The following is a 21,687-nucleotide window of genomic DNA, read 5'->3' on the forward strand; positions in this document are numbered from 1 at the left end:
TGACCTTGAAAATTATTCATTAAAAAACGGAAACTTTTCAGATTTTAAATTATTATTACACACTATTCCAACACTAAATTTTGCTCTAGTGACTGCTACATAAAATTTACATTTAGTTCGAGGTGATTTAAACATAACATCATTTTCCAAATATTGTTTTATTGGTGGATTAGGATAAATTAAAACTCTATCGAAAGTCAAACCTTTTGATTCACCAAAATTCAAGCATCCATATTTTTCTTTGATATTTTTTGTTCTAGAATCATACCTTAATTGTATTGCTGAATATTTTTCTAAATATATGTCCACGTCTTTTTCTCTAACATAAAAAAATCCAACATGTTCTTCTTTTGTAGTTTGCAAAGATAAACATTCCTCATATTCAGGAAATAATTTATTAGCAAATTCACAAATTTTTTGATTATTTCTCCAACTATTTTTAAGCTGCGTTGAATCTATTATGCAACTATTAATTGGACATTCTTTTTCAATAAAATCTATAATTTTACCATCTAAGTATTTCTTATTTTTTCTTGCATTATTTGTTGAATACGTAGCTTGTCTTGGATCACCAGTTAGTACAATAGAAGTTTTTGTTGCAAATAAAAGTTTGATAATTTCTAAATCATAACCCGCCATATCTTGAACTTCATCTATAAAAATGGTTTCAAAAATATCTGATATTCTTTCTATTACAGCATTGTCACTTTTTTTATTGCATTCAAAAGTGAAATCCGAAAGTAATTGTAAATACATTCTTTTATCTTTAGTTAAATAAAAAAATTCTGCGTTTTCTTTTGAATATCTATTTTTAGAATCTTTACTTTTTAGAACATAACCTTTTATTTGCTTATTTAACATTTTCCCTTGATAGGGTTTTACTCCATGTTCAATTAAAAAACTATATCAACTTTGAACTTTTATATTTTTAGGAATAATACCATTATTTAATTCTTTAACTTTTTTAATAATTTCTTCATTATTTTTTTCTGTGAAAGTAGTTATTAAAATTTTTTTACTTGAATCTAGTGCTTCTTTAACAACTCATGTTGTTTTCCCTGAACCAGCTGCAGCTATTAAGATTTTGTTATTCATTCAATTGATTCCTCTATATACTTAGGACAATTTATTATTTCATTAGAATTAAAAATTGAAAATGCTGATTCAACTTTCTTTTTTTGCATAAATTTAATAAGATCGATTTCCGTCATATTTTTTCTACCTAAAATTTTTTGTAATTTTTCAACATTATTAGCTCTAACAATTGCAGGTTCCAATGTATTATTATTAATTTTGGGGTGCCCATTAATAGGTTCATATATTTGAGAATCACAAAACATTTTGATGTTATTCTTAGTGTTTTCACCTGTGAAATCTTTAAACCATCGCTCTTTTTTGTCAATTTGACCATCATTATCATAAATTGCAGCAACTTTTAAATCCAAATATTGAGATATTTCCAAAAATCTATTAAATGAAGTACCTACTGATATAGTTTCTATTCCATCTTCAATAGGAAGCTTTCCATTATTTAAATTCATATATGTTTTTTGAAATATTAGTTCATCAGAAGCACCTTCAACTAAAACTGCTTTTTTGCATAAAATCAATCTAAGTGTATCATAACCCGTCATTTTTTCAAAAAATTTCTTTGATTCTAAATTCGTAAATTTTATTGCTTTATTTTTATTTAACAAAATAACATTATCTAAACCTAATCTGTTAGTAACTAAACTACTATGTGTTGAAATAAAAATTTGCTTATCACCAAAATTATCTTTAATTTTTTTTAACATTTCATTAAGTTTAGAATGACTTAGATGTGATTCTGGCTCCTCAATTAAAATAACTGAAGATCTTTCTGTATTTTTTGCTGTTAGTGCTAATTCAGTTTTTATTATTGATTGTTCTCCTTTTCCAATAAAGTCAAAAGGTATTTTATCAAACTCCACCGTTAAATTTCCATTTCATGTTGAATTTATACCATAATCAGCAGCTAATCTTATAGTCTTATCACTAAGTTTAGAAGCACCTGATATTTTTTTATTAACAATTTCAACTAATTCATTTCTCGAAAAATCTTCTTTTATTTTTCTAAAAGCTTGAGATATTCCAATTTCCTCTTCATTTGATAAAGTTTCCTGAAGAATTTTTGATAAATACATATCAGATCCGTTTTGGAATTTACTAAAACCTGAATCAATTAAAGCTGACTTAAAGGGTATTTTTTGAGATATTAATCTTTGTCTAGCAAAAGATTCTCATATAACTTCATAGTATTCAACTGGTATTGATGCAACATTTTTATTTTGAACAAAAATATTGTAATCATTTCTAAAATTTTCATCTAATTTTGCAGTTAAAACAATTCCTTGTTCTTTTTGGGAAGTTTGGGAGTTAGAAAAATTATCTCCTTGAAATTCAGGTAATTCATCTTTAAAATAAATTTCAATCAATAAAATAGGCGGATCTACAATATAGCCTTCTTTTATATTATTTATGTATTCGTCAACAGAAAATGAATTAAATAAATATTGATGTAAATTATTTTTTATTGATTTTCCTCTAAATAAACCTGTTAAAGCAAGATTTATAGCTTCTAAAATAGTTGACTTTCCTGCGCCATTGTCTCCAACTAGCAAATTTATTTTATCGTTAAAATAAATTTCAAATTTTTCCTTTATGCCTTTAAAGTTTTCAATTACTATTTTTTTTATCATAATTTGTACTCCTTATACTCTAAAATACTTCTTTCCTATCATTAATTACATATACTAAGCTTCCAATTAAACTAAATATATTAATTGATAAAATTGAATTTATAATGAATAACTCTATTTTTAGACAACATTAACCTTCACGCAAAGATTATATTTAATAAATTAATCGCAGTTAAACTAGTTGCAACAATTACTATAATTAATATTATTTGATTATAGTCATCAAGTTTTAGTTTTTTAATTAAATCTCTTAAGAAATCTAAATTAACATTATCAGGAATTTTAATTTCACCAAAATCTAAGAAGTCATTGATTAACTAAACAAATTTTTCTTCTGGTAAAACTTGATTAAATAAATCTTTAACTTATCTGAACTTAAAGCAGCCTTTCAATTGTAATATTTGCTGTATTTATATTTTCTATTAATTTTTGATAAATCTCTTCGGGATTAGTTTTATTTGTTTAATTGTTTGTATTACAACATTGATTAATTTCTCTATATTAGTCTTTAAATCTTTTTCTAAATTATCAACTAAAGTTAACAGGTTTTTTGCTTGCTGCTGATTCATTTATTTTTTTAGTGTTTGCCATTAAATAATCCTTATTTTCTATTTGTAAATATACTTTTTTATTTTATCTTAAAATACATTTAAAAGTGTATTTTTTTTAAGCCAAAAAATCATGTAAAATTAAAAAAAACTTACTATTTCTAGTAAGTTGCTTTACGATTTTGTAATGTTCATAATCAAATGAATAAAATGATAAATGCAATATTATATGCATACCCTGCAAATATTAATCAGTTATTAGCATTTCATCAAAAACTTGACCCTGATGAAACTGATGGAATCATAAATAAAATTCAACCAATTATACTTCGATAAAAATTGTCTACTAATAATAACGGAATTAACGAAAAGTTAGCACTAACTAATAAATATTGAATGAAAAAGAAAGCGATAATAATAATTACTTTTATAGCTCCTTTTTTTGGTAAAGCTTGAATTAATACTGATAGTAATAAACCTAAGAAATAAGCTGATAGTACTTTTAATACTAAAGTTGCAAAGAATTGTAAATTCATTAGTTCAATAACTTTAACTGACGAAATAGCTGTAGTTAAACCAAATATAATAATTATTATTAGAGTTGCTATAATTGCTTGTGCTATTAATAATATTGCATTATAGATTAAACCAAAGTTTTTAATTTGGTATCTTTTGATTCCACCAAATAAGAATATACGGTTAACTTTTTTGCTTATATTATCATTAAGTGTGCTTTTCATACTTGTGATTGAACAAACTAGCATTAAAGCACCAACTATCATCATAACAACACCCACTGTTAACTCTGTTTTATCTGGTTCATCAAATGAAGGTACTTTAACAGCAACATAGCTTAATAAACTAATAGTTCCAATTAAAGCTATTGTAAATAAAGATAAAATTACAAAACCAGATTTGAAGCCATTAAAGAAGTTATATTTAAAATAAATAGCAAATTTATTTTTAGTAGGAAATTTTGCACTTAAATGCATTTTTTTATTATTTGATCTCATAATTAAAAATCCCCTATTTCAGTAAATTCATAAAATGATTTAAAGCTTTCTCTTAAATTTGATTTATGATCTTTAATATTTACATCTTTAACTATTTTGTTATCTTTAATGATTAATCCACGCTCACAAAATTTTTCTATTTCTTCTAATATATGACTACAATAAATAATAGTTAAATTCTTAGTTTTTAATTTATCCATAATTTTTTCAAATAATTCTACTGCTAATGGATCTAATCCTCTAGTTGGTTCATCAAAAATTAAAATATCTTTATCTCCAGATATTGCTAAAATAATTTTTAATTTTTGCACCATTCCTGAAGACAAACTGCCAATTGTAGACAGATCATTTAAATCGAACGCTAAAGCTCTAGCAAACATATCAATGTTTATGTTAAATTTTTCATTATTTTCTAATTCTTTAACATAATTAACATATTCAAAAACACTTAGTTTTTTAGGGATGTTAAGATTAGCTGAAATATACCCTATTCTACTAATATTAAAATCTTTATCTGTAGTTTTTACACCATTAATTATAACTTCACCTTTTCTTGGTAAATGTAATCCTAATAATAATTCAATAAAAGTAGTTTTACCAGCACCATTTGGCCCTACTAATCCAATATGCTCTTGCTTAATGATAATATTTACTTCCTTTAAACCTTTATTTAAAGTAAACATTTTTTCAACGTTTTTAAATTCAATCATATGTACACCTTTTCCCTATTTACATTAAATTATACATATATAGCAAAGAAAATTAAAAATAACCATTGGAATTTCCCAAATGGTTATTTGTTTATCTTTAATTGTTTAAGCTGCTTTAATTGTAAAAGTAACTTTATGTTCAGTAGTCCCATCTACAATTGTTGCGCTTGTATCTGTAATATCATTAACAGTTGCTTCTTCAGAAACTTTATTATTTGGATTCTTAGCATTAAACGCTGCAATAATTGTTGCTGGTTGTTTGTCAGCAAGTTCCCCTAATTTAAGTTCAATAACAGTTGCTTTAATGGTAAAAGTAACTTTATGTTCAGTAGTCCCATCTACAATTGTTGCACTTGTATCTGTAATATCCTTAACAGTTGCTTTGTCAGAAACCTTATTATTTGGATTCTTAGCATTAAACGCTGCAATAATTGTTGTTGATTCTTTATTGTTTAACTCTCCTAAAGCTAAAACTATTGATTCAGGTTTTTCACCACTGCATGAAACAGCAACTGAGGCTCCTGTTGCTGTTAATCCAACAGCTCCTAGTATTGATAATAATTTTTTCATATTAAAACCCTTTCCCACCAATCAAATTGTTAAATTGGATACTTTAATAATATGATTTTTAACTAAATTAACAACCAACTATAATTTATAAAATACTTGCATATAAATATCTTTGGTTTAAATCCAATCTTCTTATAAATAGGTGTTGCAATTTCTGTACCAAATAATAGAACACTTTGCTTATTTAACTGTTTAACATAAGAAATTAAATAAAACATAATCATTTTAGCTAAACCTTGATTACAAGCTGATTTTAATACTACTATATCATCAATGATTGCATTTTCATTATCAAAGTAGATATTGCCTGCCCCAACAATATTATGTTGATAATCTTTTACTAAGACCATTAAATTAACATTATGTTTTAAGTTATATTTAAAAATTGGTGAATATTTGTCTAAAACTATTGTTTCTCATTCAAAACTACTTTTAATAATATTTGAGAAAAGGTTTCAACATCAGATTTAGTTTCTACTACTTTAATATGGTCATTGTCTAAACTATCCTTAATATTTCAATTTTTAAGATCTAATACCATTCCCTGATAAGTGTGTAATAATTTAAAATTTTTTTTCAATAAATATTCATGCTTCAGTTTATTGCTGCCATGAGAAAAATTAATTCACGAAACTTTATTTTTGATTTTGGTAATTTTTTCTAATGATAATTTATTCAATTCATTTGAAACTATATTAATTAAATTATCTTTTTCATTGCCATTAATAACACAAACATTTTCATTGATTCAATCAAAGCATTCATTTTATATAAGCTGAATTTGCATTAGCATAATATTTAATAAAATTATTTATTAAATTTTCAGCATACTGCGTACGTGTTTTAAATGTCTTTTTCATATTTATTGCTCTTTTCTAAGAGATTAGCTCCTTAGTGTAGATTCTACTGTTTATAATATAAAGAGCAAATTTATCAAACTATTGATGGAAAAATAAAAAAACTAGCTGGCGCTAGTTTTCATAGTTTAATAAATAGTTTTATATTTTAGTATCAGTGATTTTCTGCTCAAATTTTTTGAGTATTGTTTGTGTTTGCATGAACAGTTCCATCAATAACAGTGATTTTTACAAATTCATAGTGTCCGTTATCACTTTGAACATTTTTTGCTTGAGTTGCACCATGTAAAATTACAAGTGTATATTCTGCATTTACAAGATTTACTTTATCTGATGAATTAACATATTTAACATCACCTGATATTCCGTTATCACTAAAAAATTCTTGAGTTAAAGGTTTTACATTTCAACCAATAGAATTTGGGCTCATTACTTCTTTTGTTATTCTATATTTAATTGAATTTTGTCCATCAACACCTACTCTTGTTGAATTTACTAATCCGTTCATATCTCTTGTTGAAACATTAGTTCCTTCTGGTATCTTGTTACCTTCATCTACTAATTTATCAATAGTTAAAGTTAATGTACCTGAAACTAATTTTGAATTAGCAGAAGCTGTAATTGTAATTGTTCCAGTTACGTCTTTTGTAGCATCTTTTTTAACAATAGTTACATCTTCAGCTTTTAATTCTTTTAATCCTTCAACTTTTGTTAATGCCTCAATAATTTGTGCATCTGTTGTATCATTTGTTGCTTTGAAATCTGTTAAAGTTACTTTTGATAAATCTACTTTATCTTCTGTAACTTCACCATTTCCACATGAAACAACAACTGAAGCTCCTGTAGCAGTTAAACCAACTGCTCCTAAAATAGCTAATAATTTTTTCATATTAATTCTCCTTTTAATTTTATAAACAGCAAACAAATTTGTTCACTATAAGTATGATTTTACTAAAAAAATAAAAAAACACTTAAAATTGGAAAAATTTCTCAAATTTAAGTGTAAAAATTAAGCTATAACTAAATCAAATTAATAACTCTTTTATATTCTTTACGCTTAAAGATTAAATTATTATTAAATACTAATCATACATGATGTAAAGAAAATCAAATAAAAAACGCTATAGCTAAATATAAACAATATAACCATACTGAATTACCAATAAATAAATTTTGAAAATCAACAAAGGGATAAGGATATCTTCCAGTTCTGCCATTTTGTAAATATAATTCTCCTCTAATATATACATATACTAAATAACTAATTGCATAAATAAATACTAGATAGATATCTCATTTCTTATAAAAGTTATATGAATACTTTTCATTACCCATACTAAATTGATAAATAATAAATAGTAATATAGGACAGATCATATGAGTCATTATAGTACATAAGATTTGGTTATTAGTATAGTTAACTATACTATCTTGTCCAGTTTTAATGTAATAAACAACACCCATTCAAAAGATTAAAAATACCAGCATATTTAAATTCATAATAACCATTCTAAAACGATCAGTAGTTATTCCGCTTTTCTTATTATCAAAATTAATAATATAAATAAGTAATCAAACAATAGTCATTATATTAACTTGTACAGAAAAGAAACTCATTAAAATATCATAGTTAGTAAATGCATTATTACTGTATCAGTGTTCAACAAAACTTGATAAGTAAAATCCTCAACACAAAAAACCAGCAAATATTAAAAATGCTATTAAATGATAATATCAAATTCAGTTTTCATAAAAGCGGGTGTGTTTTTTCATATTTTGATTTTAGCATAAATATAAAAAAAGACTCATAGAGTAGTCTTTAATTATATCTTTTAAATAAATTAACTAATTAGTTAAAGTATTTGTTTGATAGGTTGAATGCGAATAGTTGTCCTTCAGCCAATGTAGGAATAGTTAACTCAACATTAGTTCCTTTAACTTTTGTTGATCCGTCAACTACTGCAATAGTTATTTTTCCAGCTTGACCTTCAGTTGCAAGATTAATTGTAATTGTTACATCAGTATCTAAAACTAATTTATCTGTGTCTTCAGTTAAACCAAATTTAGTGTTTAATGCATCAAGTACATCTTGTTGAGATGTTGTGTTTGAGATTTCCAAACTTAAATCAACTGCTGTTAATCCTGTAATATCTTTTTTTGTATCAGCATGCAATGCAGGAATAGTTAACTCAACATTAGTTCCTTTAACTTTTGTTGATCCGTCAACTACTGCAATAGTTATTTTTCCAGCTTGACCTTCAGTTGCAAGATTAATTGTAATTGTTACATCAGTATCTAAAACTAATTTATCTGTGTCTTCAGTTAAACCAAATTTAGTGTTTAATGCATCAAGTACATCTTGTTGAGATGTTGTGTTTGAGATTTCCAAACTTAAATCAACTGCTGTTAATCCTGTAATATCTTTTTTTGTATCAGCATGCAATGCAGGAATAGTTAACTCAACATTAGTTCCTTTAACTTTTGTTGATCCGTCAACTACTGCAATAGTTATTTTTCCAGCTTGACCTTCAGTTGCAAGATTAATTGTAATTGTTACATCAGTATCTAAAACTAATTTATCTGTGTCTTCAGTTAAACCAAATTTAGTGTTTAATGCATCAAGTACATCTTGTTGAGATGTTGTGTTTGAGATTTCCAAACTTAAATCATCTGCTGTTAATCCTGTAATATCTTTTTTATTATCAGAAGCTGCCTCTTTAACAATATTAACTTCAACTTCAAATTCAGTTTTAGCTAATTGATAACCTTCAGCTGCTTCTGCAGTAACTTTTAAAATTTTTGTTTCAGTTTCAGGAGTTGCCCCTTCTTCGTTTGCAGTTTCAACTAAATTACCATCAGTTTTAACTTCAGCTTTAAATGATTTTACACCTTCAACTTCAACTGCAATAACAGCTGCAATAGCTTCTGCATCATCTTTAAAGTTTTTACCTTGAACTGCATCATTTAATGCATTCGTGATTGTTTCTTCAGTAACAGTTGGAATATCTGCTTCTTGAATTAACATAGAAGCTGATCCTTTAACTAATTCTGATTTTTCGTTTGCTCTAATACTAATATCTCAGTATTTTGAAGCATCTTTTGAAAGTTTTGGAGATGATTGAACTGCTTTAATATCAACATCTGATGCAGTTAATTTTTTTAAACCTTTTACAGTTTGTAATTTAGCTAAAACATCAGCTTGAATTGATTCTTGAGTTGAACCATCTTTTGGTTTATAGTCAACAAATACACCTTGTGCATCATTAAAGATATTTAAGTTAACTTTTTCAATTTTTTCGATTGTAATTGTTACTGTTCCAGTAATTAAATTAGCTGAGTCTTTTGCTGTTACAACAATTGATCCTTCTTTAGTTGAAGTTGCTAATGTTTGTTTGAAAGTAATATCATCTTTAGTAATTGATAAATTTTCTGATTCTTCTTTTACTTTATTTAAATTAGTATTAATAACTGCAACAATGTCTTCAATAACAACATCATTTAATGCTTTATTAGATAAATCCTCTTTACTTAATACAGTTTCTAATTCAATTTTTGGTAAAGCAGGAGTTGCTAATTCTTTTGAATTAATTAATAATCCAGCATTTTTTGCATCTTCAGTTGCTTCAACTTTAACTGAACCAGCTTTATTAATTTGAGGTTTTGCTATTTCTTCTAATTTAATATCTGAAGTAACTAATTCTCTTGATAATTCTCCTTTATATTTTTTGTTTAAGAATGAAATAATTTGTTCTTCATATGAAGGAATAATTACTTCATTTTTTCCTGTATAAGTTACATTGTAAACTACGTCTGTTGCTTCATCAGCAGCAGGTGTAACAATAATTTTTGCTCCATCTAAAGTAATTCCTTTAACAACAACTGTTGCATCTTCAGCAATAGCTCCTGTATTTTTTTCTTTAAATGCATCAACAATAACATCTTGATTTGATTTACCTTCTAAGTTTTTTGCATCAGCTTTATATTGATTTCTAACTGGTGTACCAGCTATTGTGATATCTCCTAATGCTAATACTTCATTTTCTCTTAAAGCATCTCCAGTTTCAGGATCAGTTGATCCATTTCCATTATTTTCAGAAGAAACTGAAGGAGTTTCTAATTTTAATCCATTTAATGCTGTTGATAAATCAATTGCATCTAATGCAGCAGTTTCAATTGTAACTTGACCAATTACTTTTTCACTGTCTTCTTTTGCAGTTACAGTAATTGAACCTTTTGATCCAATTTTACCTGTAGTTTGTTTGATTGTTACATCATCTTTTGTAATAGTTTTTTTAGATTCTGTATTTGCTGCTTTTCAAGCTGCGTTAATTGCTGCTGCAACTTCTTCTTCAGTTGATTTATCAGTTAATCCTTCAACATTTAATTCATTTAAATTAATTAGTGACAAGTCAACAATAATGTTTCCTTCACCTTCAACAATTTTAGCTGAATTTGTTGCTTTAACTTCAACGCTGTTTATTTCTCCAGGATTAATCTGTTCTAAGTCAAATTCAACTTCATATGCTTCTAAATGTTTTAGTCCCTTAACTTGTCTTAAAGCACTAATAACTTCTTGAACAGTAGGTGTTTTATCAAAGTAAACATCTTTTAAAGCAGTTTTTAAGTTAACTGCTGGTGTTTTAACAATTTCTAAAACGATTTCCCCTGTTACTGATTTTGCTTTATCAGAAGCGTGAATTCATACACTTCCTTCTGTATTTGCTGTTGCAATTGTTGTAACAACTGCAATCTCGCTTGATTTAAGGTCTTTTACTCCCTTAGTTTCTTTTAAATAGCTAATAATTTCCTCTTCGTCAGTGTCGTTTGTAGCAATATAACCTGTAAGTGCATTACTTAAGTCTACTGCTCCATTTTCTTTTGACCCACAGGCTACTACTAGGCTTGCGCTACTTGCTGCTATACCGGTTGCAGCTAAAATACCTAATAATTTTTTCATTATTTTGTGTGTCCTCCTAGAATATTCTATATTTTGATAGTAAATAAGAACTATTTTACTACCATTTTATTATAAAGAAAAAATACTTTTATGAGTGTTTTTTCATGAAAAAAGATAACTTTAAGGGTTTTTTTTCATTATTTAGGATGTTTTGCTCATTTTTAGTAATAGTTATTTAAAAAAAGAGGCTTTATGTAGGGATACCTAAAAAGTAAGTATAAATAAAGGGAAACAATATTTAATAAAAGCGCAGTACTAATATAAACTGCGCTTTTATTTTATTTATTTTTTTCTAAATTCATTTTTATGTATTTAATTAAACATTCGAATGGTTTTAAATAAAATGGGTAATTGAATCCAACAAATTATATAAATGTTTATTATTATTCTATACATTAAAAATAGGTTTAAATCCATCTTCCCAAATTTTAGCGCCTGTGTCAAACTGATTATGATTAGTTACTTTTGCTACGTCTCAATTACTTAAGTTTCTATTGTATTTTATTGCATCATAAAACATGTAAGACATGTTTATTACATTTGAAGTATTTCAAGTTGAAATGTCTTGTTCAAATTTTTCAGTATCACGAAACATATTGGACATATCAGTTACATTAGAAACATCTCAATAAATTATTGAAGGATTTGACCCATTAGGCACAGTAACAGTATGAATTTCTTGATTAAAATTTGATGCACCCCAAAACATCCCTTGCATATTAGTTACTTTTGATGTATTTCAATTACCTATTTTCGCATTAAAATTATAAGCCGAATAAAACATACCACTCATATTAGTTACTTTTGATGTATCTCATGCGACATATTTTTCATTATTTTTTTCTACTTCTTTTGTTGAAATATCACCATTAAAAAGTTTTAATCAACCAAACATACCAGACATATTAACTACATTTGATGTATTTCAATTTGAAATTTTACCCTGAAATTCTCCATATGAATTAAACATATCACTCATATTAGTTACTTTTGATGTATCTCAATCATTTAAATCTTGATTAAATGAATTTGCATTTTTAAACATTTGCGACATATCAGTTACTTTTGAAGTATTTCAATCGTTTAAACCTTGATTAAAAGAAATTGCACCTGAAAACATTGCACTCATACTTGTTATATTTGATGTATCTCAACTACTTATATCTTGGTTAAAACTTTCAGCTTCTTCAAATAAACTATGTAAACTTAGAATTTCTTGACTAATTTCATTAGGAACTTTTTCAATAGTAGGTGGCATTTTATAAGCTTGGAAATTTAAATCATATCCAATGTGTGTTACTTCTTTTGTTCCTTCAGGAGCAGATCCAGCAACATTTAATTCTTCACCTGTTTTTTCATCTATATAATAAGTTAAATTGTCTTGAATTTCTTTTTCAGTGTAAAAAGTAATACCTTCAACTTTTCCAGAATAAACAGCTGAATTTTCAATTGGTTCTACTGTTACTGTATAGTTGCTTGTTTCTATCTCTTTTGTAACAGGTGCAATTGTTAATTTAATTTCATTAATATTTAATGTAGGATTTTGTTTTAGTAAAGCATTTTTTACAGTAGTTTCGTCATTATTATCTAGTTTACCTAAATCCTTATTCAAAATTACACTTGATAGATCTTCAAAATGAACAGTTTCATTGTAAAAAGTGATACCTTCAACTTTTCCAGAATAAACAGCTGAATCTTCAATTGGTTCTATTGTTACTGTATAGTTGTTTGTTTCTATCTCTTTTGTAACAGGTGCAATTGTTAATTTAATTTCATTAATATTTAATGTAGGATTTTGTTTTAGTAAAGCATTTTTTACAGTAGTTTCGTCATTATTATCTAGTTTACCTAAATCCTTATTCAAAATTACACTTGATAGATCTTCAAAATGAACAGTTTCATTGTAAAAAGTGATACCTTCAACTTTTCCAGAATAAACAGCTGAATTTTCAATTGGTTCTACTGTTACTGTATAGTTGCTTGTTTCTATCTCTTTTGTAACAGGTGCAATTGTTAATTTAATTTCATTAATATTTAATGTAGGATTTTGTTTTAGTAAAGCATTTTTTACAGTAGTTTCGTCATTATTATCTAGTTTACCTAAATCCTTATTCAAAATTACACTTGATAGATCTTCAAAATGAACAGTTTCATTGTAAAAAGTGATACCTTCAACTTTTCCAGAATAAACAGCTGAATTTTCAATTGGTTCTACTGTTACTGTATAGTTGTTTGTTTCTATCTCTTTTGTAACAGGTGCAATTGTTAATTTAATTTCATTAATATTTAATGTAGGATTTTGTTTTAGTAAAGCATTTTTTACAGTAGTTTCGTCATTATTATCTAGTTTACCTAAATCCTTATTCAAAATTACACTTGATAGATCTTCAAAATGAACAGTTTCATTGTAAAAAGTGATACCTTCAACTTTTCCAGAATAAACAGCTGAATCTTCAATTGGTTCTATTGTTACTGTATAGTTGTTTGTTTCTATCTCTTTTGTAACAGGTGCAATTGTTAATTTAATTTCATTAATATTTAATGTAGGATTTTGTTTTAGTAAAGCATTTTTTACAGTAGTTTCGTCATTATTATCTAGTTTACCTAAATCCTTATTCAAAATTACACTTGATAGATCTTCAAAATGAACAGTTTCATTGTAAAAAGTGATACCTTCAACTTTTCCAGAATAAACAGCTGAATTTTCAATTGGTTCTACTGTTACTGTATAGTTGCTTGTTTCTATCTCTTTTGTAACAGGTGCAATTGTTAATTTAATTTCATTAATATTTAATGTAGGATTTTGTTTTAGTAAAGCATTTTTTACAGTAGTTTCGTCATTATTATCTAGTTTACCTAAATCCTTATTCAAAATTACACTTGATAGATCTTCAAAATGAACAGTTTCATTGTAAAAAGTGATACCTTCAACTTTTCCAGAATAAACAGCTGAATTTTCAATTGGTTCTACTGTTACTGTATAGTTGTTTGTTTCTATCTCTTTTGTAACAGGTGCAATTGTTAATTTAATTTCATTAATATTTAATGTAGGATTTTGTTTTAGTAAAGCATTTTTTACAGTAGTTTCGTCATTATTATCTAGTTTACCTAAATCCTTATTCAAAATTACACTTGATAGATCTTCAAAATGAACAGTTTCATTACTACATGAAACGGCTAAAATTATTAAATTTGTTGTTAAAGATATTGAAGCCAAAAAAGTTAAAAGTTTTTTCATAGTTTTCACCTCTATTACATTATAGTAGTTGATTAAAATTATTAATATCATTTTCGTTTAAAAAATAAATTTATAAAAATTTTAAATGATATTTTATTGCAATTAAAATTATGATTTTTTTTGTTTTATTCAAAATCTTTTAAAACTTGTTTTGCCATCACTTCTAATGTCTTCAAACAATCCACCATTTTTGATAATAACTTTTTCAGATGCTTGGTTGGTACAAGTAACTAATACTTCATAAATCCCTTCCTTTTTACATACCTCTAATGCCTGAGAAAGCATCTCAGTCGCTATGCCTTTATTTCTGTTTTCTGGTGAAACAGAATAACCAATATGTCCACCATAATTTAAGAGATATTCATTAAGTTTTAATCTTATGTTTATAATACCAACAAAATTATCGTTTTCATCAACTGCTAAATATTGTTTAAAAGGCATTCCAAACTTTCTACCAATTCCTAAATTTACAAAATCAACTCATTCAGATAACTGCTTAAAGTTAACTATTTCAGAAGAACCCGGAATGCCTTCCTCTATACCATTTGTTTCAGAGAAAAATTTAAAAGTGTTTTTATTAAGGAGAGTATTTTATAATGATAAAAAAAGTTTCAGGGTTTCAAATAATAAAAACTCATTTAAAGTCTAATTGAAAACTAATTTTATTTTTATTTTTAATTGCTCTTGCAGGATCAGTTCTTGTTTTTTGTTATAATAAACGAAAGAATATATATTCAAAGCAAGTTGAATTTTTACAATTAAAACACGGATGTTATTCATGAAAGAATATCTTAATAAAGAAGAATTAATTAAAGAAATATTTTGTAAATATGAAAAATATGATTTAGAGTTTAATTCAATTTCAGAATCAAAAAGAAATACAAGGACAAATAAATTAGAAAAAACCCCAACTGAAAATTTAGCTTATCAAATTGGTTGAATTAGTCTACTTTTAAGTTGAGATGAAGACGAAAGAAATGGAAAAGAGGTTAAAACCCCAACTCCTGAATATAAATGAAATAATCTTGGAAATTTATATAATTCATTTTATGAAAAATATTCATTTTCTTCAATAAAAGAGCAAAGAGATGAGCTAAAGTATTTAGTATACAAACTTTGTGATTGAATTTGTACATTAGAAGATGATGAACTTTTCTGTCCTAATAAACGAAAATGAGCAAAAACAAATGCTAACTGACCTTTATAGAAATGAATTCATATAAACACAGTTGCTCCATTTACAAATTTTAGAGTCAAAATAAGAAAATGAAAAAAAGAGATATAGTAATGTTTATAAGAATCTTTTTTAATAACTATGTTCTTATATTTTAATTATTTTCAAAAGTAACCATAACATTTGCTTTTCTTAAAAATAATAATTGTTCTCGAAGTTTACCAACATATTTAACTGTATACTCTGATTTTAAAAGTTTCAACCATATTTTTTCTACTAACTATTTTAGGTATTCTTGTATAATTTTTTTTGTTCTAATAAGTAAAGAGATCCTAACAACGTTAAGAGTTCTTGACTCTCTTAGTTTTTATTGTTTTTCTTCAATGTTTTGCCATAATAAAAAATACCTTTCCATAAAATTTTACAGTATAAATTAGTTACTTATTTTTTTATATCAATTTTATTTTAGATGTTTAATTATTCTTTGTTTTTTGAAACTTAATTTTATAAAAAATATAATTTTAAAGATCTATTTTTTGTATATTTTTGTTAAAATGTTGAAATAGGAGTATAGAAGTTATGAAAAAAATTATTTTATATATTGCACAATCAATAGATGGTTTTATAGCTGAAGAAGATGGTAAAATTGATTTTCTTTTAAATACAGATATAGATGCAAATGCAGAAAATAAAGAAGATTATAGTTATTCAAAGTTAATGAAAGATATAGACACAATTTTAATGGGTAGAAAAACTTATAGTCAGATATCTGAAGAACTTTCACCAAATGATTGACCATATAACGAGAAGGAAACAATTATTTTAACTTCAAAAACAATTCAAAATAAAAAAGATATTAAATTTTTAAATACAGATGCAATAAAATTGGTTAATGATTTAAAAATTAAAAAAGGCAAAGGAATTTGAATTTTAGGTGGTGCATCTGTTGTAAATCCTTTAATTGAAAATAATTTAATAGATGAATATAGGATTACTACAATTCCAATAATTTTGGGAAAAGGTATTTATTTATTCAATCAAATAAACAAATTAAAATTAAAAGTTGAAACAACAGAAATAATTAATGGTTTGGTTTATACAGTTTATACAAAATAAAAATTTTTAGATTTTTTATTTTAGTGAAATTTATAGGGATATCAAAAAAGTAAGTATTAAATAAGGTATTATTAAAGGTGCAATTTTGCATCTTTTTTTAGCTTTTTTTGATTAAGAAATTATTAAAAGTGACTTTTTGCATAAAAAATAACTTAAGTTAGAATCCTTAAACTATTTTAAGTCTTTTATTTGTTCTTTCAGAAAGTTGAATATATTATTATATTTTTCATATTTAAAATTATTATATAAGTCATTTAGTAGTAGATTAAACTTATCAATGTTAGTTTCGCCTAACAAAATAAATTTATAAAAGTTTTCCAATAGTATTTTATTAGCTATTAAAAATGCAGTTCTTTTATTTCCGTCGAAGAAAACTTGCTGTGTAATTATAAATAATAGTAGATGTAACGCTATTTCTTCAGAGGTATTAGCTTGGCTTAAAAGTTTATTTAGTTTTTCATCAATTCTCTCTTCACTTAAGAATTTAAACTCTTTTTTAACTCCTTTGACAAAAATATTTTTGTTTCTGAATGATCCTGGAACTAGGGCTTGATTTTCTGTCACAAGTTTATTAAGTTCTTTTATAAAAACAGGTTTATTTGGTTTAAAAAGATTTCAGATCACTTTTGAAGCAGCTTTTGACATATTACTTATTGTCATCATTTCAAATTCATCAAAATTTTTATTAAGATTTAAATTTATATTTTCAAATAATAATAAATTCTTTGAAACTTTTTCAATCATTTCAATAATTTTAAAACTATCTATATTAGGAATGTGTTCAGATTCAAATAATTCTCACTCAAAAAATTCTAAACAAAAGCCTTCATTGTTCTCTGGTATAGAACTAAACACATGCTTATTATATATTTCACTGTAGATGTCTTCTTTACTTTTCATTTTAACTCCTTAATATATTATTTTATTTTGTAATTTAGAATATTTTGGTTTTAAAAGTGCTTTAGATTTATAATGTTTATTTTGTCTTCTTTTAGCAATGTTATTTTGCATTTCAAAATCTCTATTCTGATTATATCAATTAACCCATTTTTTAACTTGTGTTTGATATTCACTAATACTGTTTATAATCGTTTTATTGTTATAAATAGTCCCTTTCTTTAATAATGAGTGAAATGACTCTATAACAACATTATCATAACAAACACCTGTTCTACCCATAGAAATTACAATATTATTTTTATTTGCTAGATTTTGATATTGAATATTTTGATATTGAACTCCTCTATCAGAATGTAGAATTATACCATTTAAATCAATGGCATCTTTTCTCATTTTTTTGATGAAACTTTTTAGATTATTTATAACTAATTCCTGATCATTTTTATCTGATATTTTATAATCTATAACTTTTTTAGAATATCCCTCAATTATTGTAGACATATATCTTTTTCCATCTTTAGATATAAGATAAGTAACATCAGTGTAAAAAACTTTGTAAGGTTCATTGACTAACTTATATTGTCTTTTTATTTTATCTTCATAAATACATTGACTATTAATAATACCTTTTCTTAAATTTGCACTTTTAATTGCTTTCAAATGATATTGCGGAATTAAATGATTTTCTTTCATTATTCGTCTTATTTTATGATTGCTATAATTAATGTCTAATTTAAACTTTAAACCATTTTTTACTCTTCTATACCCAAACTGTTTAAGACTTTCATTATAAATTAAATTAACAACATTAAATTCAAAATTCTTTTTACCCTTAATTTCTTTTCATTTATTTTTATATTTGTCTCAATAAGATCTTTTTAACTGTAGTATATCTAACATAATTTTTATGCTTAAATTGTTTGAATCTATTTCATTGTTAATAAACTCAACTCTTTTTAATTTTGTGTCTTTAGTCATGCTAAGTACTTTTTTAAGAAAATATTTTCCTCTTCTAAACTTGAAAAGTTTTCTTTAGTTCTTCCTACCGGTTTATTTAATTTACCTTCGTTTCTACTATTAATTCATGAATATATTGTATTAATGTTAATTTCATTTTTTTGACTTAAAACTTTAGGATTTATTCCATTATCTATTTGTTTCAATATTTGAATTCTAAACTCAGCTGAATATTTTTTGTTTTTTCTATTTGCCATATTATCCTCACTTACATCTGGATAATATCGTAACCTAAAACATTTTTAAGCTAGTTTTTGTTTCTTTTTTGAACTTCCTTTTTATACCAAGGGATTCATTCATTTTTAACAAAATCTACATAAGAATTTATATCAAATTTAAAATATGAATTATTGTGTATTGTTCCTTTTTTAAGTTCTGAGTGAAATCTTTCAATTTCTATATTATCTTGAGTAACTCCTGTTTGCCCCATCGAACTTTTTATTCCTAAAAATTTTAAATATGCTTTATATTCATTAGAAACATATTGAATGCCTCTATCAGAATGAATTATAAGGTTTTTACATTCTTCTTTTGTTATACACGAATTAGTGATTGAATTTTTTAAACTTTCAATTACTAATTTTGTATTATTCATGTTTGATATATGATAACCCACTACTCTTTTATCAAAATCGTCTATGAAAGTAGACATATATCTTTTTCCATTTTCAGATATTAAATATGTTACATCTGTGTATCATATTTGATTAGGCTTTTCACTTTTTCTAAAATTTCTGTTTATTAAGTCTTTTGCAAATCTAGGATTTTCAGTTCTATAATTTCTATGATCATATCTCTTAGCTCTATTAGATTTTATTTTAATAACATACTCAGAGAGTAATTCATGTTCATTCAATATTCTTCTAATTTTTTTATGATTCACAGTTAAACTGAATTTTAATTCTAATTCCTTTTTAATTCTTCTTACTCCATATTGTTTTAGAGAATTGTCAAATATTTCTTTTATTAACTTAACTAGCTTATAATCTTTATTTTTAACGTAACTCACCTTATTTTTATATTTATCTCAATAAGATCTTTTTACAGAAAAAATTTCAAGTAAATCTGAAATGTAATATTTTTCATTTAATTTGTTCTTAACTATAAATTCAACAATATCTATTTTTTTATATTTTATAACATCTATATTATTTTTTAAAAATGCCAGTTTATCTTTACTATTCATTTTTCTTTTCATATTATTATCTTTCTAGCCTTCTAGAAAAAGAACAAAAAAAGCATAGGACACCCTATGCTGTTATAAATATTATACCATCTAAAACTAAACTAATTTTCTGAAAGCTATTTTTTACCATTTTATGGTAAGCAGGATAAGGGGTGACTACGCTTTTTGTGGAAAACCATCAAAAAACCTAAATAAAATCTACATTTTATAACGTCAAAAAACAGCGTCACTTTTTAAAAGTGACTACGCTTTTCATTTTTAAGGACTTTAAATACTTAAAAAAACAAAATAATTCCCATTTTAAAGGGTTTTTAACCCAAAAAAATGGCGTCACTTTGTTGTGAAAAACGCTGTTTTTATAGTTGAAACCCAACTATTTTTTAAATATTTTAAGAAAATCTTTAAATTTAATAGCTAAAAATAGTAAATTCACAAAATTTTTAACTATTTTGCTTAATTTTTAGCTTTTTTTACTAGTTTTTTAATGTTTTTTTCACTATTTTTCAAAATTTTAAAAACTAAAAAAGGAAAATAAATAATAACTTTCATATAATCTATATATAAACAAACAAGGAGATAAAGTAATGCCTAAAAAACTATATGAATATAAAAACCCAAAAGCTGATATTGCTTGATCCAAATTTAATGAAACTTTTGGTGGAAAAGTTAATGGTAAAAACAAAGATAAATTGACTGAATTAAGATTTTGATGATGATTTCTAAAAAGAAATGCAATTTGAGAAGAAGATCGAATTTTAACCGAAAAACAAAAGAAAAATCCTTTGTTTAGTCCCGCTGATGTTGAACAATCAAACAAGATTGAGGCGACAAATCCCGAACCGTACTTTTATAGACCTGATGAATTTCGTGAAGATGGAGACAAAATAATTAGAAAACTTCCTGAAGATTCATGAATTTATGATCTTTATTGAAATAGTTTAATAGCAAATGATGTTCAATTTGCAAATCCAAAAGGAGCTGCTCAAAGACTTTTAGATATGCGTAAATCATGAATGAATAAAGTTGAACTTGAGCAAGAGTTAGATAAACAATATTTACAATCAATGAGAGATGCTTGATGAACGTTTGATGGTGCTGGACAACCAGAAAGATATTTAAATAATCCCGCTCGAGAAGAAGAGTGAAATTTACAAACTTATGGTGGTCTAATCAAAAATGGTCCTATAAACCTTTTAGAATTAAAAGAATCTATTACTTGAATAGAAGATGAGTGAACTGAGGAAGAACAAGAGTGATCTACTGATTGAGTAACTAGATATCCAAAAGAGTGATGAATAGCTGAAGAAGAAGCAATTCTTAAAATTGTTGACGAAGAAATTGATTATTATGCTGGGGCTTTCTTTGATAAACACAAACAACCATATAATGATGAAAATTATCGTAAGCATACGTTAGAAAAATTTGCGATTGAAAAAGAATTATCTAAACAAAAAGCTGAAGAAGAAGCATATTATGCTAAACTTGAAGCTGAAAGGGATAGAGCAATGAAATCTCAAACATTATCTAGTATTGCAAATCAAGAGGAAGATAATATATTTGAAATATGTAATAAAATAAAAGAATTAACAAAGCAATTGGAAATAGAACAAAATAAATTGTGGGAATATGCTTTAAAAATGAAATCGAATAGTAAGTAAAAGAGAGTTTAAATGACTTTATT

General features: G+C 25.3%; 19 protein-coding genes and 1 pseudogene. 3 read left to right on the forward strand and 17 right to left on the reverse strand.

The genetic code is table 4. The features are described from left to right. Positions 1-12 precede the first annotated feature (12 nt). From CK556_RS02530 to CK556_RS02590, 13 genes are all read right to left on the reverse strand, one after another. Complete coding sequence (locus CK556_RS02530; protein WP_027875690.1) at positions 13-1,095, reverse strand: UvrD-helicase domain-containing protein; 1,083 nt, start codon at positions 1,093-1,095, stop codon at positions 13-15. Continuing rightward, positions 1,077-2,720: an ATP-dependent nuclease gene (locus CK556_RS02535; protein ID WP_051412772.1), complete on the reverse strand. Its 1,644-nt coding sequence runs from the start codon at positions 2,718-2,720 to the stop codon at positions 1,077-1,079. The genes CK556_RS02530 and CK556_RS02535 overlap by 19 nt, the downstream gene beginning before the upstream one ends. 422 nt (positions 2,721-3,142) lie before the next feature. After that, positions 3,143-3,289 carry a hypothetical protein gene (locus CK556_RS03965; protein ID WP_169835743.1) on the reverse strand — a complete coding sequence of 49 codons (147 nt, stop codon included), beginning with the start codon at positions 3,287-3,289 and terminating at the stop codon, positions 3,143-3,145. 140 nt (positions 3,290-3,429) lie between these two features. After that, on the reverse strand, positions 3,430-4,281 hold the full coding sequence (locus CK556_RS02545) for a hypothetical protein (RefSeq protein ID WP_027875692.1): 852 nt from the start codon (positions 4,279-4,281) through the stop codon (positions 3,430-3,432). 2 nt (positions 4,282-4,283) lie between these two features. Continuing rightward, a complete protein-coding gene (locus CK556_RS02550; RefSeq protein ID WP_027875693.1) occupies positions 4,284-4,991 on the reverse strand; it encodes an ATP-binding cassette domain-containing protein in 708 nt (235 codons plus the stop codon). A 105-nt stretch (positions 4,992-5,096) separates the two neighbouring features. Further along, positions 5,097-5,561 carry a lipoprotein gene (locus tag CK556_RS02555; protein WP_027875694.1) on the reverse strand — a complete coding sequence of 155 codons (465 nt, stop codon included), beginning with the start codon at positions 5,559-5,561 and terminating at the stop codon, positions 5,097-5,099. A gap of 62 nt (positions 5,562-5,623) precedes the next feature. Then, positions 5,624-5,911: a GNAT family N-acetyltransferase gene (locus CK556_RS02560; RefSeq protein WP_027875695.1), complete on the reverse strand. Its 288-nt coding sequence runs from the start codon at positions 5,909-5,911 to the stop codon at positions 5,624-5,626. A gap of 56 nt (positions 5,912-5,967) precedes the next feature. Continuing rightward, on the reverse strand, positions 5,968-6,240 hold the full coding sequence (locus tag CK556_RS02565) for a hypothetical protein (protein WP_027875696.1): 273 nt from the start codon (positions 6,238-6,240) through the stop codon (positions 5,968-5,970). Positions 6,241-6,566: 326 nt separating this feature from the next. Next, positions 6,567-7,307 carry a lipoprotein gene (locus tag CK556_RS03890; protein ID WP_027875697.1) on the reverse strand — a complete coding sequence of 247 codons (741 nt, stop codon included), beginning with the start codon at positions 7,305-7,307 and terminating at the stop codon, positions 6,567-6,569. A 131-nt stretch (positions 7,308-7,438) separates the two neighbouring features. Continuing rightward, the gene (locus tag CK556_RS02575; protein WP_027875698.1) at positions 7,439-8,191 is read right to left on the reverse strand and encodes a hypothetical protein; all 753 of its coding nucleotides are present in this window, start codon (positions 8,189-8,191) and stop codon (positions 7,439-7,441) included. Between the two features lie 76 nt (positions 8,192-8,267). Next, positions 8,268-11,375 carry a lipoprotein gene (locus CK556_RS02580; protein WP_095761523.1) on the reverse strand — a complete coding sequence of 1,036 codons (3,108 nt, stop codon included), beginning with the start codon at positions 11,373-11,375 and terminating at the stop codon, positions 8,268-8,270. Positions 11,376-11,763: 388 nt separating this feature from the next. Continuing rightward, a complete protein-coding gene (locus CK556_RS03995; RefSeq protein WP_206072619.1) occupies positions 11,764-14,613 on the reverse strand; it encodes a BspA family leucine-rich repeat surface protein in 2,850 nt (949 codons plus the stop codon). A 108-nt stretch (positions 14,614-14,721) separates the two neighbouring features. Further along, complete coding sequence (locus tag CK556_RS02590; protein WP_051412756.1) at positions 14,722-15,054, reverse strand: GNAT family N-acetyltransferase; 333 nt, start codon at positions 15,052-15,054, stop codon at positions 14,722-14,724. Between the two features lie 337 nt (positions 15,055-15,391). Between CK556_RS02590 and CK556_RS02600 the strand changes: the two are divergent. Both CK556_RS02600 and CK556_RS02605 read left to right on the forward strand, forming a co-directional pair. After that, positions 15,392-15,898, forward strand: a pseudogene (locus CK556_RS02600) (ClbS/DfsB family four-helix bundle protein). 468 nt (positions 15,899-16,366) lie between these two features. Beyond that, on the forward strand, positions 16,367-16,903 hold the full coding sequence (locus CK556_RS02605; RefSeq protein ID WP_027875555.1) for a dihydrofolate reductase family protein: 537 nt from the start codon (positions 16,367-16,369) through the stop codon (positions 16,901-16,903). 171 nt (positions 16,904-17,074) lie between these two features. Here the strand turns inward: CK556_RS02605 and CK556_RS02610 are convergent, their stop codons facing one another. From CK556_RS02610 to CK556_RS02625, 4 genes are read right to left on the reverse strand one after another with little or no spacing between them, the layout of a single operon-like run. Beyond that, positions 17,075-17,803, reverse strand: a complete 729-nt coding sequence (locus CK556_RS02610; RefSeq protein WP_027875556.1) for a Fic family protein — start codon at positions 17,801-17,803, stop codon at positions 17,075-17,077. Between the two features lie 9 nt (positions 17,804-17,812). Beyond that, complete coding sequence (locus CK556_RS02615) at positions 17,813-18,781, reverse strand: IS3 family transposase (protein WP_051412757.1); 969 nt, start codon at positions 18,779-18,781, stop codon at positions 17,813-17,815. Beyond that, entirely contained in the window at positions 18,760-19,017 is a 258-nt protein-coding gene (locus tag CK556_RS02620; RefSeq protein ID WP_027875557.1) for a transposase, read from the reverse strand. Before CK556_RS02620 ends, CK556_RS02615 begins: the two co-directional genes overlap by 22 nt. A gap of 50 nt (positions 19,018-19,067) precedes the next feature. Continuing rightward, positions 19,068-20,018, reverse strand: a complete 951-nt coding sequence (locus tag CK556_RS02625) for an IS3 family transposase (protein WP_027875558.1) — start codon at positions 20,016-20,018, stop codon at positions 19,068-19,070. A gap of 572 nt (positions 20,019-20,590) precedes the next feature. Here CK556_RS02625 and CK556_RS02630 point away from each other — a divergent pair. Then, on the forward strand, positions 20,591-21,664 hold the full coding sequence (locus CK556_RS02630) for a hypothetical protein (protein ID WP_027875559.1): 1,074 nt from the start codon (positions 20,591-20,593) through the stop codon (positions 21,662-21,664). Positions 21,665-21,687 lie beyond the last annotated feature (23 nt).

Source organism: Mesoplasma chauliocola, from assembly GCF_002290085.1.
GTDB classification, from domain to species: Bacteria; Bacillota_I; Bacilli_A; order Mycoplasmatales; family Mycoplasmataceae; genus Mesoplasma; species Mesoplasma chauliocola.